The 23,571-nt window shown below is 60.5% G+C and carries 21 protein-coding genes; 4 read left to right on the top strand and 17 right to left on the bottom strand.

The window, feature by feature from the left end; translation table 11 throughout:
- Window positions 1-35 precede the first annotated feature (35 nt).
- The 11 genes from trbJ to IVB05_RS13220 form a co-directional block, all read right to left on the bottom strand.
- Window positions 36-773 carry a P-type conjugative transfer protein TrbJ gene (gene trbJ / locus IVB05_RS13270; protein ID WP_247786675.1) on the bottom strand — a complete coding sequence of 246 codons (738 nt, stop codon included), beginning with the start codon at window positions 771-773 and terminating at the stop codon, window positions 36-38.
- Complete coding sequence (gene trbE, locus IVB05_RS13265) at window positions 770-3,211, bottom strand: conjugal transfer protein TrbE (protein WP_247779093.1); 2,442 nt, start codon at window positions 3,209-3,211, stop codon at window positions 770-772. Before trbE ends, trbJ begins: the two co-directional genes overlap by 4 nt.
- A 7-nt stretch (window positions 3,212-3,218) precedes the next feature.
- Complete coding sequence (locus IVB05_RS13260) at window positions 3,219-3,482, bottom strand: VirB3 family type IV secretion system protein (protein ID WP_247779094.1); 264 nt, start codon at window positions 3,480-3,482, stop codon at window positions 3,219-3,221.
- Window positions 3,482-3,778 carry a TrbC/VirB2 family protein gene (locus IVB05_RS13255; protein WP_247786674.1) on the bottom strand — a complete coding sequence of 99 codons (297 nt, stop codon included), beginning with the start codon at window positions 3,776-3,778 and terminating at the stop codon, window positions 3,482-3,484. Before IVB05_RS13255 ends, IVB05_RS13260 begins: the two co-directional genes overlap by 1 nt.
- A gap of 23 nt (window positions 3,779-3,801) precedes the next feature.
- Entirely contained in the window at window positions 3,802-4,770 is a 969-nt protein-coding gene (trbB, locus tag IVB05_RS13250; RefSeq protein ID WP_247784815.1) for a P-type conjugative transfer ATPase TrbB, read from the bottom strand.
- Between the two features lie 129 nt (window positions 4,771-4,899).
- On the bottom strand, window positions 4,900-5,334 hold the full coding sequence (locus IVB05_RS13245; protein ID WP_247784814.1) for a ribbon-helix-helix domain-containing protein: 435 nt from the start codon (window positions 5,332-5,334) through the stop codon (window positions 4,900-4,902).
- A 9-nt stretch (window positions 5,335-5,343) separates the two neighbouring features.
- Window positions 5,344-7,338, bottom strand: coding sequence for a conjugal transfer protein TraG (locus tag IVB05_RS13240; RefSeq protein WP_247784813.1), 1,995 nt, complete (start codon window positions 7,336-7,338; stop codon window positions 5,344-5,346).
- A gap of 819 nt (window positions 7,339-8,157) precedes the next feature.
- Window positions 8,158-9,018 (bottom strand): alpha/beta fold hydrolase, encoded by an 861-nt coding sequence (locus tag IVB05_RS13235; RefSeq protein ID WP_247784812.1) that lies wholly within the window; start codon window positions 9,016-9,018, stop codon window positions 8,158-8,160.
- Window positions 9,019-9,069: 51 nt separating this feature from the next.
- Window positions 9,070-9,276 carry a hypothetical protein gene (locus IVB05_RS13230; RefSeq protein ID WP_247784811.1) on the bottom strand — a complete coding sequence of 69 codons (207 nt, stop codon included), beginning with the start codon at window positions 9,274-9,276 and terminating at the stop codon, window positions 9,070-9,072.
- Between the two features lie 381 nt (window positions 9,277-9,657).
- A complete protein-coding gene (locus tag IVB05_RS13225; RefSeq protein ID WP_247784810.1) occupies window positions 9,658-10,587 on the bottom strand; it encodes an ABC transporter substrate-binding protein in 930 nt (309 codons plus the stop codon).
- A 160-nt stretch (window positions 10,588-10,747) separates the two neighbouring features.
- On the bottom strand, window positions 10,748-11,728 hold the full coding sequence (locus tag IVB05_RS13220) for a tripartite tricarboxylate transporter substrate-binding protein (RefSeq protein WP_247784809.1): 981 nt from the start codon (window positions 11,726-11,728) through the stop codon (window positions 10,748-10,750).
- Between IVB05_RS13220 and IVB05_RS13215 the strand changes: the two genes are divergently transcribed.
- Window positions 11,699-12,775 carry a LysR family transcriptional regulator gene (locus IVB05_RS13215; RefSeq protein ID WP_247784808.1) on the top strand — a complete coding sequence of 359 codons (1,077 nt, stop codon included), beginning with the start codon at window positions 11,699-11,701 and terminating at the stop codon, window positions 12,773-12,775. The genes IVB05_RS13220 and IVB05_RS13215 overlap by 30 nt on opposite strands.
- A gap of 40 nt (window positions 12,776-12,815) precedes the next feature.
- Here the strand turns inward: IVB05_RS13215 and IVB05_RS13210 are convergent, their stop codons facing one another.
- A complete protein-coding gene (locus tag IVB05_RS13210) occupies window positions 12,816-14,399 on the bottom strand; it encodes a winged helix-turn-helix domain-containing protein (protein WP_247784807.1) in 1,584 nt (527 codons plus the stop codon).
- Between the two features lie 153 nt (window positions 14,400-14,552).
- On the opposite strand from IVB05_RS13210, the gene IVB05_RS13205 reads away from it, so the two are divergent.
- Window positions 14,553-14,792: a DUF1127 domain-containing protein gene (locus IVB05_RS13205; RefSeq protein ID WP_247784806.1), complete on the top strand. Its 240-nt coding sequence runs from the start codon at window positions 14,553-14,555 to the stop codon at window positions 14,790-14,792.
- Window positions 14,793-15,541: 749 nt separating this feature from the next.
- Window positions 15,542-16,018, top strand: a complete 477-nt coding sequence (locus tag IVB05_RS13200; protein WP_346771854.1) for a tyrosine-type recombinase/integrase — start codon at window positions 15,542-15,544, stop codon at window positions 16,016-16,018.
- A 140-nt stretch (window positions 16,019-16,158) separates the two neighbouring features.
- Here the strand turns inward: IVB05_RS13200 and IVB05_RS13195 are convergent, their stop codons facing one another.
- Both IVB05_RS13195 and IVB05_RS13190 read right to left on the bottom strand, forming a co-directional pair.
- Window positions 16,159-18,096, bottom strand: a complete 1,938-nt coding sequence (locus IVB05_RS13195) for a tetratricopeptide repeat protein (protein WP_247784805.1) — start codon at window positions 18,094-18,096, stop codon at window positions 16,159-16,161.
- 360 nt (window positions 18,097-18,456) lie between these two features.
- Window positions 18,457-18,741 carry a hypothetical protein gene (locus IVB05_RS13190; protein WP_247784804.1) on the bottom strand — a complete coding sequence of 95 codons (285 nt, stop codon included), beginning with the start codon at window positions 18,739-18,741 and terminating at the stop codon, window positions 18,457-18,459.
- Window positions 18,742-18,773: 32 nt separating this feature from the next.
- Between IVB05_RS13190 and IVB05_RS13185 the strand changes: the two genes are divergently transcribed.
- Window positions 18,774-19,316: a DUF2380 domain-containing protein gene (locus IVB05_RS13185; RefSeq protein ID WP_247784803.1), complete on the top strand. Its 543-nt coding sequence runs from the start codon at window positions 18,774-18,776 to the stop codon at window positions 19,314-19,316.
- A 55-nt stretch (window positions 19,317-19,371) separates the two neighbouring features.
- Here IVB05_RS13185 and IVB05_RS13180 read toward each other — a convergent pair whose 3' ends face one another.
- The 3 genes from IVB05_RS13180 to IVB05_RS13170 form a co-directional block, all read right to left on the bottom strand.
- The gene (locus IVB05_RS13180; RefSeq protein WP_247784802.1) at window positions 19,372-20,811 is read right to left on the bottom strand and encodes an IS1182 family transposase; all 1,440 of its coding nucleotides are present in this window, start codon (window positions 20,809-20,811) and stop codon (window positions 19,372-19,374) included.
- Between the two features lie 428 nt (window positions 20,812-21,239).
- On the bottom strand, window positions 21,240-22,019 hold the full coding sequence (locus IVB05_RS13175) for a cyclic nucleotide-binding domain-containing protein (protein WP_247784801.1): 780 nt from the start codon (window positions 22,017-22,019) through the stop codon (window positions 21,240-21,242).
- Between the two features lie 342 nt (window positions 22,020-22,361).
- Window positions 22,362-23,567: a serine hydrolase gene (locus IVB05_RS13170; RefSeq protein ID WP_247784800.1), complete on the bottom strand. Its 1,206-nt coding sequence runs from the start codon at window positions 23,565-23,567 to the stop codon at window positions 22,362-22,364.
- Window positions 23,568-23,571: the final 4 nt, after the last annotated feature.

The raw sequence follows: 23,571 nt of genomic DNA, 5'->3' as shown, positions 1-23,571 counted from the left end.
CACAAGCATCACCCGCTTAAGTCCACCACGTCCGCTCATTGGTGAAACATCCGAACTCTCGAAGGCTGATAGCCACGACCGGGTGCGAGAAAGCGACGAAGCTGCTCCCTGCCCTGATCCTGCGCGGTGGTACGCTGGGCCGTTTCGAGATTTTGCGCCCGCCCCTGCGCGGCAACTGCTGCCGTAAGGTCGGCGAGCTGTTGCGCCTGCAAACCAAGGAGCTGATTGCCGGCCTGGCTGGCCTGTAGCGCGCCGGTCGCGCCCTGGCTTGAGCTGACGAGAGCCGACATCTCTTTGCGGTGGGTGTCGAGATTACCGACCACGGTCGCCTGAACGCGCAAGGCATCCTGCAAACCCGCCACAGAATTCTGCCAGCGCGTTTGCGCATTCAAGATTAGGGCTTGATCTGACTCGTTCGTCGAGGCCGGCGCATAGGTCGTCGTGAACGCTTGATCGATCTGCTTGATATCGTAGGCAATGCGCTGGGCCTGGGCGAGAAGCAGCTGGGTTCGTTGAATCGATTGATCGAGCTGCTGCAACGAGGAATACGGCATGCTGGCGAGATGTTTGGCCTGGTTGATCAACATCTGCGCCTGATTCTGCAGCGAGGTGATCTGGTTGTTGATCTGCTGCAGCTCACGTGCAGCCGTGAGCACATTCTGCGCATAGTTGTTAGGATCGAACACGATCAGTTGGGCCGACGCGGGCGAAACTGCGCATGCGACGGCAATGGTGATGGCGCTCGCGGCGGCGAGGTACGGGAGGCGCTTCATGACAAGCCCTCCTGCTTGATGAGACCAGGAATGAGATCGGCGGCCCAACCTAACCCGCGCGCGGCGAGCCAACCGGTGACAAAATCATCACGGCCGTGTTCGGCGAGCACGCGCTCAATCATCGCCTGATCGGACGTTGATGAAGCTGCTGTGAAGGCGAGTGCGAATTCTTCTAGACCCAGCTCGAACAGGCGATTGCCGCGCCGTGACTGGCAGTAGTAGTCGCGCTTGGGCGTGGCGCGCGCGAGGATCTCGATCTGGCGGTCGTTGAGACCGAAGCGCCGATAGATCGCCGAGATCTGCGGCTCGATCGCGCGCTCGTTCGGCAGGAACAGCCGAGTCGGGCAGCTCTCGATAATCGCAGGCGCAATCGCGGACCCGTCGATATCCGAGAGCGACTGGGTGGCAAAGATGACGGAAGCGTTCTTCTTCCGCAATGTCTTCAGCCATTCGCGGATCTGCCCCGCAAACCCTGCGTCATCGAGCGCAAGCCAACCTTCATCGATGATGAGCAGCGTCGGCCTTCCGTCGAGATGGCCTTCGATCCGATGGAAGAGATAGGCGAGCACGGCCGGTGCGGCTCCGGTGCCGATCAGGCCTTCAGTCTCGAACACCTGGACCGAAGCCGAACCGAGTTGCTCCGCTTCGGCATCGAGCAGCCACCCAAAGGGGCCACCGAGGCAGTAGGGTTGAAGAGCCCTTTTCAGGCCCTGGGACTGCAGCAGCACGGACAAACCGGTCAGCGTTCGTTCGCCCGCGGGCGCAGAAGCCAGCGAAGACAGCGCCGACCAAAGATGCTCCTTGGCTTCAGGCGTCACGTCGATCTTTTCGCGGGCGAGAATGGCTGCGATCCATCCCGCGGCCCAGCCGCGCTCGGCCGCATCGTCGATCATGGCAAGCGGCTGCAGCGCGACCGGTTCGGAGGCGCTATCGGACAGCGCGCCGCCGAGATCATGCCAATCGCCCTTCATGGCAAGCGCCGCGGCCCGGATCGAGCCGCCGAAGTCGAAGGCAAAGACCTGGGAGCTTGGATACCGGCGGAACTGCAGCGCCATCAGCGCCAGCAGCACCGACTTGCCGGCACCGGTCGGACCGACCACCAGCGTGTGCCCAACGTCCCCGACGTGGAGGGAGAAGCGGAACGGTGTGGATCCTTCCGTCCGCGCGAAGAACAGCGGCGGCGCGCCGAGATGAGTGTCTCTCGCCGGCCCTGCCCAAACCGCGGACAACGGGATCATGTGGGCGATGTTAAGGGTCGAGACCGGCGGCTGGCGGACGTTGGCATAGACGTGGCCGGGCAACGAGCCCAGCCAGGCATCGACGGCATTGATGGTCTCCACCATGCACGTGAAGTCGCGTCCTTGAATGACCTTCTCGACCAAGCGCAACCGTTCGTCCGCGATGCGCGGATTCTCGTCCCAGACTGTGATCGTGGCGGTGACAAAGCCCTCTCCGATCAGATCGGAGCCGAGCTCCTGCAACGCAGCGTCGGCGTCGATAGCCTTGTTGCTAGCGTCGGTATCGATGAGAGACGAAGTCTCGTTGGTCATCACCTCCTTCAGGATTGCGGCAACGGATTTCCGTTTGGCGAACCATTGCCGCCGGATCCTGGTCAGGAGCTTCGTTGCGTCTGCCTTGTCGAGCATGATCGCCCGGGTCGACCAACGATAAGGGAAGGCAAGCCGATTGAGATCGTCCAGAATCCCCGGCGTGGTTGCCGTCGGGAACCCAACAATCGTGAGCACCCGCAGTTGTTGGTCGCCCAGCATCGGCTCGAGCCCACCCGTCAGGGGCTCGTCCGCCAACAGCGCATCGAGATACATGGGAATCTCGGGAACGCGGACGCGATGTATCTTGGTCGAGACGCAAGCATGCAGGTACGTCAGGGTCTCGCCGTCATCGAGCCATCGGCACTCCGGCATAAACCCTTCGACCAGTTGCAGCACGCGGTCGGTCCGATCGACAAAGCCGCGCAATACCTGGTGGGCGCCGGCAGCCTCCCCACGCTCAGGTCCCTCATAAAGGAGGCGCTCGGCGCGCGCCGCGTCCTCGGCCGGCGGCAGATACAGGAAGGTGAGGAAATAGGCTGACTCGTAGTGAGCTCCCTCTTCCTCGAACTGCGCCCGGCGCTCGGCATCGACCATGGCCGATGCCACGTCTGGACAACTGCTCGGTGGATAGGCATTCGATGAATACCTCTGCGCTTCAACAAACACCGCCCAGCCGGATCCGAGGCGCCTCAAGGCGTTATTGAGGCGGCCGGCAACCGCAACAAGTTCTGCTGGAACAGAGGAATCAAGATCGGGCCCGCGAAAGCGCGCGGTCCTCTGAAACGATCCGTCCTTGTTGAGGACGATGCCTTCGTCGACCAGTGCGGCCCATGGCAGGAAATCCGCAAGATGTGTAGCGGAGCGGCGGTATTCGGCAAGGTTCATCATTGGTTGCTCACACATTCAGATGGGTTGGGATGCGCAGATGGCGTCTTGCAGTCTCGACAAAGAGCGGATCGCGCTTCGCGGCCCAGACGGCAGCGGCATGACCAATTGCCCAGATCAGGAGGCCCGCGATCCACAGCCGCAGGCCGAGGCCGAGCGCAGCGGCAACGGTGCCGTTGACGATGGCGATCGCACGCGGCGCGCCGCCGAGCAGGATCGGTTCGGTCAGCGCGCGGTGCACCGGAATTGCAAAACCTTCAACCGGCCCGTCCATCAGATCAGCACTCCGCCGCCGAATGAGAAAAATGCCAGGAAGAAGCTCGAGGCTGCGAACGCGATCGACAGACCGAAAACGATCTGGATCAGGCGCCGAAAACCGCCCGAAGTGTCGCCGAAGGCGAGCGTAAGGCCCGTGACGATGATGATGATCACGGCCAGAATCTTGGCGACGGGCCCCTCGACCGACTGCAGGATCTGGTTAAGCGGCTGCTCCCACGGCATGTTGGAGCCAGCGGCCTCTGCAGTGGGCGAGATCGCCACAGAGCTGAGAGCTACCGCAACAGCTATCATCGCGCTTCTCAATGTGACGCCGTTCATGATGGGTCTCCTGCGGGTAAAATGAGGTAGTCCCCCTCGGTCGTCAGGCCATCGACACGCGCGAGTTCTGTCAGCCGACGGTCTGCGCCGCGGCCGGAGAGAACCGTAATCACGTCGATGGTGTCCGCAATCAGCGCGCGCGGCACAGTGATGACGGCTTCCTGGATAAGCTGTTCGAGGCGGCGAAGGGCGCCAAGCGCCGTGCCGGCGTGAATGGTGCCGACGCCACCAGGATGGCCGGTGCCCCATGCCTTGAGAAGGTCGAGCGCCTCGGCCCCTCGCACCTCACCGATCGGGATTCGGTCGGGGCGTAGCCGGAGCGAGGAGCGCACGAGGTCGGACAGCGAGGCGACACCATCCTTGGTGCGCAGCGCCACGAGGTTAGCCGACTTGCATTGGAGTTCGCGCGTATCCTCGATCAGCACGACACGATCTGCAGTTTTTGCAATCTCGGCCAGCAGCGCATTAGTCAGCGTGGTCTTGCCGGTCGAAGTACCGCCGGCCACGAGGATGTTTTGACGGTCCCGGACAGCGTTCCGCAGCCCTTCAGCCTGAGCGACTGTCAGGATGCCGGCGGCGACATAGTCGTCGAGCGTGAAGACGGCCACCGCCGGCTTGCGAATGGCAAAGGCTGGAGCGGTCACCACGGGCGGCAGCAACCCTTCAAAACGCTCTCCCGTCTCGGGCAACTCGGCCGAGACGCGGGGACTTGCCGGATGAACCTCAGCGCCGACGTGATGGGCAACGAGCCGCACGATGCGCTCGCCGTCGGCTGCGGCGAGACGCTCGCCGGTATCTGTCATGCCCCCCGACAACCGATCGACCCAGAGCCGGCCATCGGGATTTAGCATGACCTCGACGATCCCAGCGTCTTCGAGCCAGGCCGCTATCGTCGATCCGAGCGCGGTGCGCAACATACGTGCACCACGCGAGGCCGCCTCGGACTGAAAGGAATGAACTGCCACGCTTGCCCCCGAGGTCGCCAAGATATGAGCTCGGCGGTGGGGATCAGTAGAAAAGGCAGGTTACGCGCTCGTGCAACAAGCTGAAATCAGGCGGCGTGCCGTGGCGTAGCAAAAGAAAAGATGGCGGGATCACTTACGAGGAACGGTTGGCGACGTTTGCGCCGGATCGATGTCGAGCGAGATCTCCTGGGCCAGGGTCTGGCCCCTGGCCAGCCGGCGCCCGAGGGCTTCGACGAACCCCTCATACCGCTCCCGGCCCTTAGCCTGCGCAGCGGGCTGCGCCGTATCAGGCAGCGGCGGCGTTGCCGTCAGCCAGAACCGCACGAACAAGGCCAGCGCTTCATTTGAAATGGTGATATGACGCTCCAGCCGCTCGACGTGCCGGGTCAGCCGGTCAAGGCGACGGCCGAGCGCCGCCTCCATCCGCTCCGAATTATCCGGCGACAGGAATGAGGCCAGCGCAGTTTCGACGATGAGCGCCTGAGGTACTCTCTTGCGGCTGGCAAGATCGGCGAGCTTGCCCGCAAGGTCCGGAGGCAAACGAAACGTGTGCTTGGTTCGCATTATCTCATCCTAGAGGTCGAGGCCGTCGCCTGGATCCATCGCGGCCTGACGCGCCAGACCGGGAACGTTCATGCGCAGCACACGCGCCCGTATGGCGTCACTGTCGCCCTCATCTTCCGTGAAGTCGAACTCCGGTAGAGGCTTCAAGGCCTCTGGCGCGATATTTTCATGCTCGGAAAGCTCCGGCTCGCGGCGAATGCCGGAATTTGCGGTAGATTGCCGAGCACCCGACAAGCTCACCGGCTCGGCAACATTTGAATTCTGCGGAGCTGGCTGCCGGCTCCAATCGTCTGTCGCGGCCCTACCGTCGCGGTCGAGGGAGCTTGAGTTTGGCGGTGGTAGCACGCGCTCGGTCAAACGTGGATCCTCAAAATACCTCGCCTTCTTGGCGCGGATCGGTGGCACGCCGGAAACCAGAACCAGCTCGTCCTCGGGCGGAAGCTGCATCACCTCGCCGGGCGTCAGCAATGGCCTCGCGGTCTCCTGTCGCGAAACCATGAGATGACCGAGCCACGGACTAAGCCTGTGACCGGCATAGTTCTTCATGGCGCGTAACTCGGTGGCAGTCCCAAGCGCATCCGAAACCCGCCTGGCCGTACGCTCGTCATTGGTCGCAAAGGAAACGCGCACATGACAATTATCGAGGATCGCGTTATTCGGCCCGTATGCTCTTTCGATCTGATTGAGCGACTGCGCAATAAGGAAACTCTTGAGCCCATAGCCCGCCATGAAGGCGAGCGCCGACTCAAAGAAATCAAGCCTTCCCAGCGCCGGAAATTCGTCGAGCATGAGCAGCAATCGATGCCGGCGGCCCTTGGCCTGGAGTTCCTCGGTGAGACGGCGACCGATCTGGTTGAGTATCAACCGCACCAGCGGCTTGGTGCGGCTGATGTCGGATGGAGGTACAACGAGATAGAGCGTCGTCGGCCGATCGTCTTCAACGAGATCGCGGATGCACCAATCACAGCGGCGCGTCACCTCAGCAACAACAGGGTCGCGGTAGAGGCCGAGGAAAGACATCGCGGTCGAAAGCACGCCGGACCGTTCGTTCTCGCTCTTGTTCAATAGCTCTCTCGCTGCGGACGCGATCACTGGATGGGTCCCGGCCTCACCGAGATGCCGCGTGGTCATCATCGCGCGGAGCGTGGTTTCGATTGGCCGTTTCGGATCGGACAGGAAGCTCGCAACACCGGCGAGCGTCTTGTCCTGCTCCGCATAGAGAACGTGAAGGATGGCTCCGACCAGCAGCGCGTGGCTGGTCTTCTCCCAGTGATTGCGCCGTTCCAGCGAGCCTTCGGGATCGACCAACACGTCGGCCACATTCTGCACGTCACGAACTTCCCACTCCCCTCGCCTCACTTCCAGGAGCGGGTTGTAGGCTGCACTCGCCGAGTTGGTTGGATCAAACAACAGCACCCGGCCGTGTCGGGCACGAAAGCCTGACGTCAGGGTCCAGTTTTCACCCTTAATGTCATGGACGATGCAACTTCCCGGCCAGGTTAGAAGCGTCGGGATAACAAGTCCCACACCCTTTCCGGATCTGGTGGGGGCGAAGCATAGTACATGCTCAGGTCCATCGTGCCGCAAATAAAGTCCCTCGAACCGCCCGAGGATTACGCCGTCTGCCCCGGCAAGGCCGGCACTTCGAATCTCAAGCTGGTTGGCCCAACGTGCAGACCCGTACGTGGCCGCCGTCTCCGCCTCCCGAGCCCGCCACACCGACATCGCGAAAGCGACTATAATTGAGATGATCCCGCCGGATGCAGCGACGCAAGCCCCTTCAACGAACACTTCAGGTGCGTAGGCATCGTAGGCATACCACCACCAGAAGAAGGCCGGAGGCAGATAGATGGGAACGCCCGGTGCGAGCTCAAACCAGGGGTGTCCGAGTTGCGGCTGATAGCCGAGACGCCATGCCGTCCATTGCGTCGCGGCCCACATCGTGATGAGCACGACGGTCAAGACGCAGGCGATCTGGCCCCAAAGTATTCTGGTTGCGGACATGGCATAGAATATCGAGCGACTCCGCAATCCGCAGACAAGCTATCTTGCAGGCTGCGAGTATTTTCGGATATCCAGGCGAGCAGATTGGTGCGTCAGTCGCCGAGCGTCGTAGAAATTAAATCGCAGCCCGCACGTATCGCGAAAAGTGTGAAAGCGGACTTAGTCATGGCATCGGACGAGATAATTGTCCCCCTGTCGCCTGCCGGTGGCCTGGGACGCAGCGCTTAGCTTCCTTGCGGTCGGCAAGTTGATCGGGCAACTCCAACAGACTGGCGGCCTGAAGCAAAGCTCGCCGATAATCGAAGAGCTGATGTCGGCTTCACTTCCAGTAGCGGACAGTCCAACAGAGTGTTGGAATGTCCGCTTCGTGCCGATTGTGTTGAAAAAGTCCTTTTTCGCTGATGCCTGAAAATTCTCAGGACCGCTGATGCGTGTCTCTCGCGGCGAGTTGAGGGACCACGTTCATTACCGCAAAACGATCACTGGTTCTCGTATCGATTCTACAGAGCCTTGCAGCGCCTGAAATCGCCAATGCGCTACATTTGCGAGATTTTCGGAGCCCCGCGATTTTTGAGTTTTTCAACACAATCTGCCACAAGCAGACATAGCCGAATCTACAAGCTCGCAGCAAAGAGATCCCATCGGCCCGGAAGGCCCTTAAGCTCGTGCGATCCGCGATCCGAGAATTTCAAACCTGCTCCGGCCACAAGATCGGTCACGACTCTCGAGACAAGCACCTCGTCAGCGTTGGATTGCGCCATGACGCGAGCCGCGGCATGCACGGCGATGCCGCCAATATCTCGGCCTCTGATTTCGATCTCACCAGTGTGAAGGCCCGCGCGCAGCGGCAAACCGATTTGTTTTGAAGCCGTCTCGAAGGCAAGCGCGCATCGAACAGCGCGACCGGTCCGTCGAATGTTGCGAGAATACCACGCCAGTGCTCTTGATCAAAGTGCCGCGATGCTTTTCGACCATCTGCTTCGCCAATTCATCGTGACTATCCAGCAATCGACGCCATGTCTGGTCCCCCATCTCGGCGGCGCTGCGCGTCGAATCGACGATATCTGTAAACAGAACCGTGGCAAGGACGCGGTCAAGATCGATCGATGAAATCTCACGATGTCCAGTGATAAACTCCTCGATGTCACCAAGCATTGCCTCCACATCGCCGGAAAAGTAGGCGTGGTCACTGCCGGGATACTCAATAAATTTGGCGCCAGGGATTTGCGCTGCAAAATCGCGTCCCCACTCGACGGAAACCAGAGCATCGGTTCGACGGTGAAGCACAAGTGTCGGAACGCGCACGGTCGGCAGGATTGCCCTGACATCGATCAGCAAGTTCAACAACACGATCGCTTTGTAAGCTCCGGGGCTGGCCGAGAGACGTTCAAATTTGGCGAACTGGTTGACCGCGTCCTGGTTCTCTGCCCGGCTTGGCATGACGCCTTTGATCAGGCCGCCGTTGCCCCAATGCTTTATACGCCGCAACACTTTTTCCATCGAACTATCTGAACCCCAAAGGTCAGCACCGCGCGCAAAGCCGCCATAAAGAATGAGCTGGGATACGCGCTCCGGATACGTGGCGGCAAACAGTGCGCTCATCGCAGCACCTTCGGAAATTCCCATGAGTGCAGCGTGATGCGAACCAATGTCGTCCATGATGGCGCGAACGTCATCCATTCGCTGTTCGAGCGACGGAGCGCCGGATATTCTGTCGGATAACCCCTGGCCTCATTTGTCGAAGGTGACGACGCGGGCAAACGTCGAAAGGTGGCGCAAAAAGGCTGTATATCCCGGGATCTCATGCAAGAACTCGACATGCGACACCACGCCCGGGATCAAGATGAGATCGACAGGTCCATCGCCCATGGTTTGATACGCGATATTGATGTCACCGCTAACCGCGTACCGCGTTTCACGCAATACAAAATCGCTCATTGGTCAGCGGACCCCATGCAAAAGTGGTCATCGCCTTCTTATCACGAAATATAGGTCAGCTCGACCCGCATCAACACATTCCGCGTAAAGACGTTGGCAAAATGGGACCGAAAGGCCCCCCGCGAGTGCGCTTCGGCTCAATTTTGTACTCTGGAAGGGGCGGGAAGCGGCTTACGGCACAGTGCCGTTGGGCGCGACCGATGTCCGGGTTGGGTCATTCGCGTCGATTTGACCGGACCACGGCGACTTCCGGTCTACCCCGGTGAACGGACATTCTCAGGATAGGCGGGCATGTCTCAAAGGTGCCATTACCGGACCAACGCGCCGACTGAGCGAATGCGAAGGTAAGTCGCGCTGTATTTCGCAGCCCGACAGCCTGGTTCACTCGATGACTTGATCTGCCCGTTTGAGCAGCTCTGGCGGAATCGTCACACCAATTGTCCGGGCCGTCTTGAGATTGAATATCAGTATATGCTGCGAGAGAACCTCGATCGGCAAGTCGCCCGGTTTGGCGCCCTTTAAGATCTTTTCCACATACACGGGTATTCGCGGCAACGTATCGAGAAGGCCTGTCCCGTAGGCGATCAAGCCCCCGGCTTCCGACATCCGCCGGCCTCCCAGAAACATCGTCGGAAGGCGATACGTGGCCGCCAGCTCGGCGATCCGTTTCTGATGAATGATGGGTACAGGCACGTCCAGCACCAGCAGCGCCTGGGCGCGCTCGTTCTTCATCGCCGTGAAGGCTCCTTCGAGATCTGGAATGGGACCTTTAACCTTCAACCATTGAGGCCGCACGCCCAGTGATCGTGCCGCCGTATCGTTCGCTTTCTCCAAGGGGTTCCCGCCCTCCACGCGCGGAATATCCTCATCACTCAAGATCGCCAACCGGGTGAGGTTCGGAAACACCTGCCTGAGTAATTCGAACTGTTTGGTAGCCTGCTGCGGATCGAAGGTAGTGATCCCCGTGATGTTCCCACCAGGTCGCTCCAGTGTGGCGGCGAATCCGACGGCAACCGGATCGATCACCGCCACAAACACGATCGGTACCTTTGTGTTGGCTTTCTGAGCCGCTGCAGGCCCAACGGCGCCCAGGGAAACGATAACATCGACATTGAGACCGACCAATTCAGCGACGAGTTCGGGCACGCGGTCGAGATGTCCGTGGGCAAATCGCGCCTCGATGAGGATGTCGCGGCCCTCGACATAGCCGTGTTGGGCAAAACTTTGCCGCACGGCCTCGAAGAGGGTGTCTGGGCGTCCGTTTGCGATTACGCCAACTCGTGGAAATTTGGCTTGTTGCTGCGTGCCCATCACCTAATCTCCTCAACTCGGCGAACTGACTGAAAGCGTAACGGATCCTTGATGCGAGACAAGGCATCAATCACACTGGTATTGTCAGGAAGGTCGACGTCCGCGATCGGTCAGAAGCTGACTTCAAACGGTCGATACTCGACGCGGACCGCGCGCAACATCAATTGGCCTTGATGCCGGTCTCGCGGATGACCTTTGCCCACTTGGCGCTCTCCGTCCGGAACAGCGCGGCCGCCTGCTCGGGCGTCGTGCCAACCGCCGTAAACCCGAGCGCCGCCATTTTCTCCTTGACGTCGGGCAGCGCGATCAGTTTGACGATCTCGCGGTTCAGGAGCGCGGTGATCTCGCTTGGCGTTCCGGCCGGAACGATGAAGGCGAACCATCCCTCGCCCTCGATCTCGGGATAGCCGGCTTCCACCATGCTCGGCACGTCGGGAAGCGTCGGCGAGCGCATCTTGCTGGTCACGGCCAGCGCACGTAGCTTGCCGTCCTTGATCTGCGGCACGGCGGGGGGCAGCGAGCTGAATGCAATCGGCGTGTGCCCAGCGAGCGTCGAGGCGACGGCTTGGCCCGCGCTGTTGAACGGCACATGTACGAGGTCGAGCCCAAGCAATAGGCGGAAATGCTCGCCGATCAGATGTGGCGGAGTGCCGGTGCCGGGCGACGCGAAGCTGTACCTGGCGTCGCCGGACCTGATCAGTGTAACAAGGTCCTTGACCGTTTGGACCGCCAGCGACGGATGCACCGACAGCACTGTGGGCGCGCTGACGGCAATCGTGACCGGGTCGAAGTCCTTGTAGGGATCGTAGGGCACCGTGTCGTACATCGCCGGATTGACGACGATGTTCGGCGGAACGACCAGCACGGTGTAGCCGTCAGCGGGCGCTCTGGCGCCCTGACCCATGCCGATATTGCCGCCGGCGCCGCCGATGTTCTCAACGTAGAACTGTTTTCCCAACTGATCGGAGAGCTTCTGCGCGGCGAGCCGTGCCAAGATATCGGCCGGGCCGGCGGGCGCGTAAGGTACCAGCACGCGCACTGGCCGCGCCGGGTAGGTCTGCGCAAGCGCGAAGGACGACAGCGCTGGCGCAACAAGCGAGCCCGCCGCCAGATGCAGAAATTGCCGGCGCAACAGCGTCATGACCATCTCCTTATCGAACAAGGCCGGTATATCATTTGCGAGATAGCCGAGGTATTATATGGATCAGGCAAAATTCATATCGAAATGGATATGGCAATGGAGCTGCGACATCTCCGGCACTTCGTCGCCGTCGCCGAAGAAGGACACATCACGCGGGCCGCGGAGCGGCTCGGCATGCAACAGCCGCCGCTTAGCCAGCGGATCAAGGCGATCGAAACCGAACTCGATGTCCAGCTCTTTCGCCGCAAGGCGCGAGGGGTCGAGCTGACCGAAGCGGGGAGGGTTTTCCTCGATCGTGCGCGCGCGACACTCGCGCAATACGACGGCGCGTTCGAAGCCACACGCAGTGCCGCGCGGGGCGAGCAAGGTCGCCTCTGCGTGGGCGTCATGCCGACCGCTCCGTTTCATCCCTTCGTGCCATTCGTCATCCGGGCGTTTCGCGCAGCCTTCCCGCTGGTGTCGCTAACGCTGGACGAGTGTCTCAGGAAGGAGGCGCTCGAACGCCTGCGCAATGACCAGATGGACGTTGCTTTTATGCGCGCGCCCCTTGCCGAACCGCAGAGCCTTGTCGTCAATCCATTGCTGGTAGAACCGATGGTGGTCGCGTTGCCGAGCGATCACGCGTTGGCGCGGCGCGATCGCGGCGGCGGGGCCCTCTCATTGAAGGACCTTGCCGGCGAAACATTTATCGTCTACGCGCGCCAGCTCGGACCCGCGTTTTATGAGGCGACGATGGCGGCATGCCTCAAGGCAGGGTTCAGCCCTCGCCTCGGCCAGGAAGCGCCCCGCATCACATCGGCGCTGAGCCTCGTCGCCGTCGGGCTCGGCATTTCGCTGGTGCCGGCTTGCATGCAGCGAATGACGATGGACGGCATCGCGTACCGGCACCTCAAGGGTACCTCTCAACCGAAAGCCGTCTTGAACCTCGCATCGCGCCGCGGTGAACCATCGCCGGTGGTGCGCAACTTCGTGAGCCTGGTGCGTCGGGCCGCACGGAATCTTCACACCGATCCCGGAAAGAGTGGCACAATTCGAAGGTCCGGTTAGGGGTCAGGAGCGGAAGTCGCACTCCGCCCTGACGACCACGCTATTCGGGCAGCCCGACTCGCCGCAGCGCCTCCTCAAGTCGTGAAAGATCTTCGGGGCGCCGATAGGGGCCAAGCACGTCCTTGAGATTGGAAACGCATAGACTGGGATTTTGCTCTCGCAGCCGGGCCAACGCCTTGTGCGCCTCCTCCGATCGGTTTGCCATCGCATTGCTTGCGGCATTGATACGCAACCCAGCTTGATAGTCTGGATTATCTTGCAAGGCCATCGCTCCCCACGATGCCGCCTGGTCATAGCGGCCCTGGAAAAAATGGGCATACGCCGTCCCGGCTCGCATCATGCTAGTCCGCGGATCGAGTGGGCTTAGACGCATAGCATGGGCGAACCGCTCGACCGCCAGCTCTGGCTCCCCGAGCCATAATTTTACATATCCTCCGTAAGCCCACGCCTCAGCCAAATTGGCATTGAACATAAGCGCGCGATCAATCAACGCCGCACCTCTCTCGAGATCGCGAACAACAAAGGCTAACGCCCATCCGCTGCGACAGAGTGCGACTGCGTCATCTTTGCCCAGGTCAAGCGCTCGCTGAGCGAGCCTCGTCACCTCGTCGATTTCATCCGATGTGTTTGCACTCCAACCGTTCGTCTTTGCATTTACGTAGCAAGAGGCAGCGCGACCGTAGGCGGAGGCAAACTCCGGGTCGAGTTCTATCGCATTGCTGAAGAGCTGCAACGCCTCGTCATTCGCCTGCCGGCTAGTAAACAGATAAAGCGCGGCCAAACCGCGCAAATAGAGAGTGTAAGCGTCTAGACTTGCGGTCGGCTTGCGTTTCGCACGCTCGATCTCTGCTCTTTCCACCGCAGGCGCCATCGCACCGACAACGCTCTCGGTGACCTGCTCTTGCAGATCGAAGATATCGCCAAGCGCGCCATCAAACCGGTTCGCCCAAAGCTGTGCTCCAGTGGCGGCCTCAACGAGCTGTCCCGCAATCCGCACCCGATCAGCCGCTCTGCGAACGCTTCCTTCCAACACGTAGCGTACGCCAAGTTCGCGCCCCACCTGCTTAATGTCTACTGCCTTGCCCTTGTACGCGAAGCTCGAATTCCGCGCGATCACAAACAGCGACTTAAAGCGCGACAATGCGGTTATGATTTCCTCCACCACCCCGTCAGCAAAATACTCCTGATCTGGATCTGAGCTCAAAATGGTAAATGGTAGAACGGCGACTGAGGGTCTGTCGGGCAGCGCGAGTGCGAGTGTGGACGGATGATCCACTTGCTCATCTGAAGTCGCCTCGACCCGCGAAGGCTGATCTGACTCGCGGACTGTGCCGATGAAACGATAACCCTTTCGCGGCAGCGTTTTGATAAGACGCTGTTCTTCGCCGGAATCGCCGATCACGCTTCGGGCAGCGTTCAACCGAGTGGTCAGCGCCGCATCGGATATAATTCGCCCCTTCCAGATTGCATTGACGAGATCGTCCTTACTGACCACGCGCACTCTGTTGCGGATCAAATAGTCGAGCAGATCGAACACCTGTGGCGTTGTACGCACGATCTCAGGCCCGCGATGTAGCTCGCGCCGCTCGGCGTCGAATACAAACTCTTCAAATAGATACCGCAAGGCAATATTCCCCCGGCTGCTCTGTGACGAGCTGTAGCACGGTATGGCCCGAAAAAATAAGCCGCTGGTAAGGAAAATGTAAGCCACTTGCCAAGCAGGCCTTCCGATATCCCGGCAGGTTGTTCAAACGAAGCAACCCCGAGGGATGTCTCAATGACGACCTACAATGAAATTGGGTGGAAGAAGACGATCGCGCCCGTACGGTTTGGCTTGACCACGTTCAGGAACTATTGGGCTGCGCTTTTGGAGTGGCGCGAACGCGAGAAGCTAAGGGCCAATCTGTACGACTTGAGTGACCGAGAGCTGCACGATATCGGTATCGCGCGAGACCAGATCGAGTACTTTGTCTCAAACCGCTTTATCGACCCGCGAGGCGTCGTCTACCCTCCATGATCAGACGTGTTTTGCAGCCCTAAATAGTTTCCGAGTTGGGTCAATCGCGACCGGGTCGCGGCCATAGCAAGTCCAGCCATGTCCGCTATGCCGCCGAAGACGGAAGTAGATTCAGAGCATTGGCGGTAACGCATAGTCATGGCGGGTTGATCGCTTATGACGGAATCAACTGTTCTCCTTTGTTCTTCGGGTCCTGTCGGGGTCCCGGTTGGGTCCCGCATGAACGTGAACGAACGCAGAAGATCGCAAATTGTCGACGTAAAAAACCCCGAGAAAACAAGGGCGTTCTGCTGATCCAGACCGCTCATAACGGTCTGGTTGCAGGTTCGAGTCCTGCCGGGCCCACCAGCCTTCGCTCGCGAAGCGAGTGAAGGCTGCCGCGCCGAAGCCAACGGCGAAGGCTGGCCGCTCGGCCCGCGAGCTACGGCTCGGCAAGCCACCCTGCTCCCAACCAAAATATCGAAAACAACCCCATGCAAAGTAACAGGTGGTGGCTGGCATGGATGCCTTGACCGAATCCTGCGAAAACATTTTGACACGTCGGGCAAATCAGCGGCACGATTGCATCGTCGCGCAATTCGTTAAACGCCCATGGCCCCACCCAGCAGCAGGCTCTTCGGCGCGATTGCAGGCAAAACCTGTACAAACGTGCATGATCTCGATCAAGAACCGCTGATTTTTCCTGGTTTCCCGACAGAGCCCGCTGCCGGACTTGACGCATTGGTTGCGGGCAAGCTGTCACGTGCCTCTTGAGCGGCCGCTATCACCGCCTGGCGATCGGCCGACGAGCGACGAACAAGCGTCAGCCCACCGTGCCGCTGCCGGACCGTCTGCTGGTCCACATGCGGCGCTGGTACGACAAGAAGATCATCGCCAACCACTTCGTTGAGTGGCAGGGCGCTGGCGTCAAGTCGGTGAAGAACGGCTTCGCGCGGGCGGTGGAGGTGGCGAAGCTCGACCTCTCGGACGGAAACGTCACTCCCCACACGCTACGCCATACGGCAGCGACCTGGCTCATGCAGCTGGGCACTGACCCATGGGAAGCGGCTGGTTATCTCGGCATGTCGGTGAAGGTTCTGATTGACACCTACGGTCATCAACATCCCGATTACATGAAGGAGGCGTCCGGGGCGATCACTCGCAAGAGGGAGACGCCCAAGCGCGTCGTCGGCACCACCCAGACTACCAAGCCGGCCGTCCGCACTCGCAGCATTCGAGCAATCTAGGCCGTGAAACTATAAATCTGCCGGGCGGACGGCTTGCCAAAGTCCGCTATGCCCGGATAGCGACCAAGTTCTGCAGCGCAGCGAAATGACGCGATGTGCCAGAAGCGGGAACTTCGCGGCTTGCCACTAAGCAAGTAGCTCTATTGCTCCCGCACGCCTACCTTCCTGAGTCCATCGAGAATGTCGTCGAACTCACGGCGAAACTGCGGGTTACTCGTGAGTGCATAACCGAAATCACGATACCATTGGATCGTGAAGTCTGGTCGGATCTTGTTCAATTCGGTTAAGCTCAGCTGTGCCTGCTCCAATTGCCCGGTCGCTGCGTAAGCCGAGGCCAGACCTATATAGGCGAACCAGAATGCGCTGTTCATATTGGTCGTCCGCCTGCATTCTTCGATTGCTTCTTGATAATCGTGCAGGTGCAGGTGTGCATGGCAGAGAGTCCAACGCCAAGCGACAGCAGAAGGATCCCTGGGGCTGAGCCGGAGGGCTAGCTGCGTCACGGATAGGGCTTCGCGTGCCCGCCCGACGAGGATTAGTGCATCTCCTTTACCTGAGTAGGCGGCCGGGAAATTCGGATTGATTTCAAGCGCAGCGTCGTATTGATGCAGCGCCTCGTCAGGGTTACCAAATCGAAGAGTGTCTCCCTTCACCACGTGAGCCATTGCGTTTGCCGGGCTTTTCGAAAGGGCTCTGTCGACGAGATTGGTTGCCGTCTTTTTGTCTTCCGTCACGGACACAGGCCATCCGGAGAGCAAATTGATAGGGGGGCTCAGATACCACGCCTTCCCGATCATTGCATCGACATTGTCCGGATCGAGGCGCAGCGCATTGTCGAATAGCTCCTTTGCCTGCGCAATTGTCGTCTTCGATCGAGGCTCATAGGACTTTGCCCAGCCGCGCATGGCGAAGTCCACGGCATCCGGATTCTTCGATCGGTCCGTTTCGCTACGGCGGCTTTCAGCTTGTATAAGTTCAATATTGAGCGAGCGGGCGAGCCGTGCTGTGATCTGGTCCTGCAAGACTGAGACTTTCGTGCGATCACTGTCGAAACGATCGGACCAGATGTCACGACCACTCTCGACATCTGTAAGCGACACGTTGACCCGGACCTGATCTCCGGCGCGCCGCACCGCGCCCTGTACGGCCCAGCGGATACCCAGGTCCTTGCCGAGAGTCTTCAGATCGACCTGCCTGTTCTTATAGGTAAAAGCCGTCCCGCGTCCGATGACAAATGCGTTGCGCATTCGCGCGAGATCTGTCGTTAAGTCGGTCGTAATGCTGTCGGCGAAATAGTCCTGCTCCGGATCGTTGTTGAGGTTCGCAAAGGGCAGGACGACTAGAGACAAGCGAGGAGCGATATCGGGCCGGCCTGCTGCCTCTCGCTGTGTCTTTTGTCCGTCCGGCAAAACGTCAGTGCGGACGGAGTTCCAAACATTCCAATAACCGAAGAGGCCGACCGCTCCGACGGTTGCGACCGACGCGAGCGCGCCGCCAGCAAGCTTCAGACGGCCCCGGATTCGACCCAGCGAGCCGCCCGCGCCAGCGGATATAGGCCGCTCCGGTACGTCCTTCGGGACTTCTGAGTCCGATGGCCTTGCGCGCCAGACACGTATCGGCTCGGCGATGTTTTTCAGCGTCTGCGGCCCCATGTCTTCGAACGCCATATCGACCTTGCCGCGGACCTGATCGTAGGCGGAAGACGCGATGCAGGTGCCGCCTGGCTCCGCGATACCTTCGAGGCGAGCCGCAATATTCACGCCGTCGCCGAAGATATCGTTCGGCTCGACGATGACATCGCCTATGTTGATACCCACGCGAAAAAGAAGGCGTTTGCCCTTCGCGTCATTCTTCTGTAGGTCGCCAACAGCGCGTTGGAAGCACGCGGCCGCTCGAACTGCCTGGACCGCGCTCGGAAACTCGGCCAAGAACCCGTCGCCGGTGTTCTTGACAATGCGGCCTCCGTGCTCTGCCACCGTGGGCTCGATAACATCGTCAAGGAGCGCCGTGAGACACCTGTGCGTGCCCTCCTCGTCGTCGTGCATGAGCCGCGAATAGCCCGCGACGTCGGCGGCCATTATCGCCAACAGCCTGCGTCCGCCCGGAACTCGCCGCTTTCCAGCCATAGCGCGAAAGCCTCAACTGGAAGGAGTGTACGATAGATCTGGCCGCCGAGCCAGTCGCACGATGGTTCGCTCGAATTGAGCCAGCGACAGCAATGCAATGAAGTCTTTGCAATCCATCTTGGGCCAAGAGAAGGCCTGGCAATGGAGCTGCGGAACGATCCGCTTCGTCAGGTCGGCTCAGGGTCAAGAAGCGACTTCGCCGACCCATCCGCGCCTAGTCAGCTCTCCACCCGAAAGCCGACGTGGGCGGCCAAAATAGGCACGTCGGCTGGGGCCATAAGCGGACTCATGCGTTGCAGCAAACTGCGTCTCTTAGACGATCGATTCGTCTGCGCGGACGAGCGGCGCCGCGGGAAGATCGAGGCCGAGCATTTTAGCGGTCTTGAGGTTGACGACCAGCTCGTATTTGGTCGGCGCTTGCAATGCGAGCACTTCAAACAGCCTTGAATGACTAACTTGTAAGCTGACTTTCCGCTGGCGACCTCTAATCTTCTGGTCAAATCCGCTTTGGATATTTCGGCGCAACTTGGTCTGAACGACGGTGCCGGATAGCGGCAGGGAATGCAGCAATTGATGGTTGGAAAGGGTTAGTCGCACCGCAATTCAGCCACGGAGATCGAGCCATCGCCATGCGCCACGCCTCCCTGTTGCACGCTCTTACCACAGCCGGCCTGTTCACCAGTCTGTTCCTCGGATCCAGCCTCATCTCAGATGCATCCGCCGCGACGGCCGACCACGCCTTGGCTGTCTCCGTCGACGATTTCAATTATATCGACACGTCGAACGAGCCCACCGATCAGACGGCCGCGCATGAAAAGCGATTGCGGGCTTTCATGACCGCGCTGCGGGACGACGTCACGGCAGACCGGCGCTTTGAGCTCGTGCCCTCCTCCTGCGCGCTAAATTGTCCGATAGACGGACCGGCGTTGCGCGATCGGCTGCGCGCGGCGTCACAGGCCGGCACGCAGACCCTGATTATCGGCATCATTCACAAGCTAAGCACGCTGGTGCAAGTTGTGCGGATTGCTGCCATCGATACAACAGCCCAGCGCGTCGTGTTCAGAAAGTACTTCCAGTTCCGCGGTGACAATGACGAGGCATGGCAGCGGGCGGAGCGCTTTGTATCGGAGGAGGTCCGCGACCGGCTGCTTGAACGCAGATCGCAGCAATAGGCCGCGCGCGTCTGCAATAGGGACGTCGGTATTGGGAGCAAAGGCCGAGTGGGTCTCAGGCCACGATCGCAGCCATCAGCGGCTTGGTCCCGACGATGTTCATAACCCGTGTCAGATTATAGGCCAGGACCGAGAGAGCCATCTCGGCAGCTACCTTTGGAAGCGTTTTGGTGAGGAAGTGTGTCGCTCCCATGCGGGCTTTCATCGTGCCGAACGGATGCTCGACCGTCTCGCGACGCAGGCGCATGGCTTGTGGGTTTGCATCAAGGCGCTGCTGCACAGCTTCGAGCAGATGCTCATGCTCCCATCGTGGAATCCGCCGCTCTGGCCCTGTCGTGCACTGCGATTTAAGCGAACAATCTTGACAGGCTGTGGTCCAGTAGCGCCGTAGCCGCTTGCCGTCCTCCTCGCTCGTAAAGCGATATGGCAGTTGCTCCCCGGCTGGACAGCGATAGGCGTCCTCCTCTGCCAAATAGACAAAGTCCTGCTTGCCGAAGCGGCCATCTGACTTGGCACCCGACGTCTGCGGCTTGGGCAGAGTTACCGTGATGCCGGCCTGGTGACATGCGAGGATCTCCAAGCTGCTGAAGTAGCCGCGATCGGCAACAGCCTCGAGCGTCTCGGTCTGGAGAACAGCCTTCGCCTGCTTGGCCATATTGGCCAATTGAGCCCGATCTGAGCCGCTGTTCGTTACCTCATGCGTCACAATCAGGTGGTGCTTGGTGTCCACCGCGACCTGCACGTTGTAGCCGACGACGCCGGAACCACGCCCGCTCGTCGCCATCGAACGGCTGTCGGGATCGGTCAGCGAGATTTGCTGGTCAGGCGAAGCAAGCATCTGCTTCTCGTAAACGGCAAGCTTGCTCATTTCCTCCTTCAGCTTCGTCAGTTTCTCGGTAAGCCTCGTCACCTTCGCGGCCAATGCCTCCGTCGGCTCTTGCCGGTCGGCCGTGTCAAGTTGGCTCAGATAGCGGGCGACGCTCTCCTCCAGTTGGGCACGCCGCCGTTCCACCTTCGCCCGCGTGAAGTTCTTGTCCCGGTTGTTCACGGCCTTGAACTTGCTGCCATCGATGGCAACGCTCGCCGTCGCGAGGAGGCCCATCTCGCGGCAGAGTTCGACGAAGCGCGCACATACCCTGCGCAGCGCCAGGCCGTTGTCTTTGCGGAAGTCCGCGATCGTCTTGTGATCAGGTGCGAGTCGACCCAGCAGCCACATGACCTCGACATTGCGTCCGGCCTCGCGTTCGAGCCGCCGGCTCGACTGCACCCGGTTCAGATAGCCGTAGATATAAAGCTTGAGGAGAACCGAGGGGTGGTACGATGGCCGACCAGTCGCCGCAGGTTCCACTCCCTCAAAGCTCATCTCAGCCAAATCGAGCGTATCGACAAACACGTCGATCACGCGAACAGGGTTGCTCTCGTCAATGAAATCATCAAGGCATTCGGGCAATAGCGTCCACTGCCCACGATCCGCCTGCTCAACGAAGCGCCGCATCAGCTTCCCCCGCAGAATCACGAGAGAATCATAGCAAAGCAGCGACGTTTTCACACAGCCAGGGTCAATCGCGCCGGTTTGGCCGGATACCGGCGACTTCCGGTCTACCCCGGTGAACGGACATTCTTAGGTCAGGCGGGCATGTCTCAAGGGTGCCACAAGCGGACTCAGGCACTGCAGCAAGACGCTCTTGTTTTCGGCTTCGCTTTAGAGGCGATGGCCGCAGGCAGCGTGCAATGATCGGTACTTCAAGCCCTGCCAAGCGAAGGATGAGCGGGAGGACTGTTGCCAATCTGCTCACCAATCTGGCGCTCGATCCGTTTGGAAAGATCCCCGAATTCGAGTTCTGCGCCGTGCGCGCGAAGCCAGTGGGAATTAGGACGGCGGCGGAGCAGGCGACGGCCGGGATCAATCTCCTCGGACCGCTGTCAGTTGGCGAAAGGCGTCTGCGGCGCGATCTTGTTCTGCGCGATGATGGCTTCGGCCCGCGCGAGATTTTCCAGCAGGCGCTGGCTGGTCAAGACAAGGAAGTAATAGCCGAACTGCGGGTTTTGGAAGTAGATCTCGAGCAGCTTTTCATAGCTGATAGTCAGGACGCGGCCATCCTCGAAACATTCGATCGTCGCGGTCCGGCGGTTGTCGAGCGTGAGGAAACCAAGCTCGCCCATCAAACGCCCCGGCGGAAGTTCGACGTTGATTTCGATGACCCGGAATTTGCCGGTAACGGTCAGCAGCATTTCGTTGGCTGCGTCACCCTTCTTCATCAAGATATCGCCCTTGCGATACTTGCGGTCGGTCATGAACGGCTTGAGCCACTCCATCGACATGTCGCCCTGTGTTGCGGTGCGCGCCTTCTTCACCAGCGCGAGCATTTGACGGAGACGGTAGGCATTGATGGGAATCATCAGGAGATAAAGAAGAAAGATCGTGACGGCTCCGGTGAGCGCACCGAAGATGGCGAAGAATGCGCAACCGATCATGTTCGCGACCCGTAGCGGCACCATCGTGTGCGTCAGCAATGTAGCGACAAAGAAGATCGCGCCGACCAGGGCGAACATATTGGCAAGCGTGATGTTGTGCAGAAAGATTTCCAGCAGGCGGTTGAAGATGGCGTCCCAGGTCACGTTGTTCGGATCGAGACCCATTTGGACCAGAATCTTCGCGAACCTGAGGTTGTCGGTTGCTGCATCGAGAATGCGGTCCAGCATGATGGACATATCTCCTTTGGAGCCGGTGAGGCCAGCTTACCGGAAGTGACTTTATCACAGCGCAGCAAACTTGGCCGCCCGACTTCCGAGATGGGTCATTCGCGTCGCCTTGACGGTGCGCCGGTCACTTCCGATCTTCCCTAACAACCGGACAATCCAGGAGCCCGTCAGCCATGTCTCAAAGGTGCCATCCGGACATCGGCCAATAGCGTCGTGCAGCGCAGCCTATAGGCGGCTCTTATTGTCTGCTTGTCCACCATGGTCGACTCCCCATGGTCCGGCGCCGCGGGGTGATGTTTCCACCGTCGGCTAGAGTGGCGAGGGATGTCGCCGCGCCGGGGCCTACGACGCTGGCTCCGTTCGCAGCGCGCGCACCGCAGCTCTGATCATAGCGACGATTTCGACCGCGGCGTCGTTGTCCTGAGACTGACGCCACGCGCTCAAGATGGCGATGACCACCTGCTCGGCCGGATTGACGAAGATGATCTGGCCGTAGGCGCCATTCGCCGAAAAGGCGCCGTTGTTGACGCCTCCCGGCAAGTGCGGCGCCACCCACCAGTGGTAGCCATATCCCGCCGGCAAACCAGGCATCAGCTGACCGAAGCCAGTGGGCGCGCTGTCGGGCTGTCCGGCGAGATCGCGCCAGCCGGGCGGCAGGACGCGTCGGCCGTTGAACGCTTCGCCGTCCTCCAGCACCAGTTGACCAAAGCGGCCGAAGTCGCGCAGGCGCGCGCTGACGCCAAGCCCGCCCAGTTCCAGGCCGCCCTCGGACTCGAGTTGCCAGTGCCCGTCTGCCTCCATGCCGGCAGGTCCCCAGATCGTCTCAGCGCAGTAGTCGGCCAGGGGCTGGCCCGTAGCGGCCGCGACCAGCGCGCCAATCAGGCAGCTCTCGCCGGTCGAGTAGTTGAAGACGACGCCCTGCGGATGAGCGCGCGGCAGTTTGCATAGCAGGTCCAGGACGGAGCCTGGCCGTCGGCTCACCATGGCCTTGCCGAGGCGATAGTCCTCTGAGCGTCCGTCTGCATCGTTTTCCTCGCGCCAGGCCACACCGGAGCACATCCGCAGGAGATTACGAATCGTGACGCCCTCGTAAGCCGAGCCGCGCATCCGCGGCAGGTATTGCTCGCAGCGATCGTCAAGGCTGCCGATCGCGCCATCGTGGAGCGCAGCCCCGACGAGCGTCGCGGTGATCGACTTCGCGGTCGACATGCTGGCCCACCGGCTCTCCGGGCCGTTGCCCATGCCGTAACGTTCCAGCGCAATCTCGCCGCGCTTGAGGATCAGCAGCCCGGCCGTGCGGCGGCGGGCCATGTAGTCGCTGAGGCCGACGCACACCCCGCCCACCTCGAACGTCAGGTCCGCGAGCGAACGGGCGTGCGGTGGCAGTGGCCGCACTGCGTCGCCGCGCCGGATGACGCGGTGCGGCCAGACCTGGTCCTGGTTGCGGAAGGTCGGCGCCTGGTTTTCCGGTGTAGTGTTCGTGATATCCGGAGCCACCCGCTCCGGATCGGTGTCATCAGCGGCATTCGTCGGTGTAGGATTGGCCATGAAT

Source organism: Bradyrhizobium sp. 170 (genome assembly GCF_023101085.1).
Taxonomy (GTDB): Bacteria; Pseudomonadota; Alphaproteobacteria; order Rhizobiales; family Xanthobacteraceae; genus Bradyrhizobium.
This window is presented reverse-complemented; position numbering and strand designations above follow the sequence as displayed.

Bases quoted from the DNA above. Each gene is read 5' to 3' on its own strand.
- trbJ (WP_247786675.1), bottom strand. From the start codon at position 773: ATGAAGCGCCTCCCGTACCTCGCCGCCGCGAGCGCCATCACCATTGCC.
- trbE (WP_247779093.1), bottom strand. From the start codon at position 3,211: ATGATGAACCTTGCCGAATACCGCCGCTCCGCTACACATCTTGCGGAT.
- IVB05_RS13260 (WP_247779094.1), bottom strand. From the start codon at position 3,482: ATGGACGGGCCGGTTGAAGGTTTTGCAATTCCGGTGCACCGCGCGCTG.
- IVB05_RS13255 (WP_247786674.1), bottom strand. From the start codon at position 3,778: ATGATAGCTGTTGCGGTAGCTCTCAGCTCTGTGGCGATCTCGCCCACT.
- IVB05_RS13245 (WP_247784814.1), bottom strand. From the start codon at position 5,334: ATGCGAACCAAGCACACGTTTCGTTTGCCTCCGGACCTTGCGGGCAAG.
- IVB05_RS13240 (WP_247784813.1), bottom strand. From the start codon at position 7,338: ATGTCCGCAACCAGAATACTTTGGGGCCAGATCGCCTGCGTCTTGACC.
- IVB05_RS13235 (WP_247784812.1), bottom strand. From the start codon at position 9,018: ATGGATGACGTTCGCGCCATCATGGACGACATTGGTTCGCATCACGCT.
- IVB05_RS13230 (WP_247784811.1), bottom strand. From the start codon at position 9,276: ATGAGCGATTTTGTATTGCGTGAAACGCGGTACGCGGTTAGCGGTGAC.
- IVB05_RS13225 (WP_247784810.1), bottom strand. From the start codon at position 10,587: ATGGGCACGCAGCAACAAGCCAAATTTCCACGAGTTGGCGTAATCGCA.
- IVB05_RS13215 (WP_247784808.1), top strand. From the start codon at position 11,699: ATGCAGAAATTGCCGGCGCAACAGCGTCATGACCATCTCCTTATCGAA.
- IVB05_RS13220 (WP_247784809.1), bottom strand. From the start codon at position 11,728: ATGACGCTGTTGCGCCGGCAATTTCTGCATCTGGCGGCGGGCTCGCTT.
- IVB05_RS13205 (WP_247784806.1), top strand. From the start codon at position 14,553: ATGACGACCTACAATGAAATTGGGTGGAAGAAGACGATCGCGCCCGTA.
- IVB05_RS13195 (WP_247784805.1), bottom strand. From the start codon at position 18,096: ATGGCCGCCGACGTCGCGGGCTATTCGCGGCTCATGCACGACGACGAG.
- IVB05_RS13185 (WP_247784803.1), top strand. From the start codon at position 18,774: ATGCGCCACGCCTCCCTGTTGCACGCTCTTACCACAGCCGGCCTGTTC.
- IVB05_RS13180 (WP_247784802.1), bottom strand. From the start codon at position 20,811: ATGCGGCGCTTCGTTGAGCAGGCGGATCGTGGGCAGTGGACGCTATTG.
- IVB05_RS13175 (WP_247784801.1), bottom strand. From the start codon at position 22,019: ATGCTGGACCGCATTCTCGATGCAGCAACCGACAACCTCAGGTTCGCG.
- IVB05_RS13170 (WP_247784800.1), bottom strand. From the start codon at position 23,567: ATGGCCAATCCTACACCGACGAATGCCGCTGATGACACCGATCCGGAG.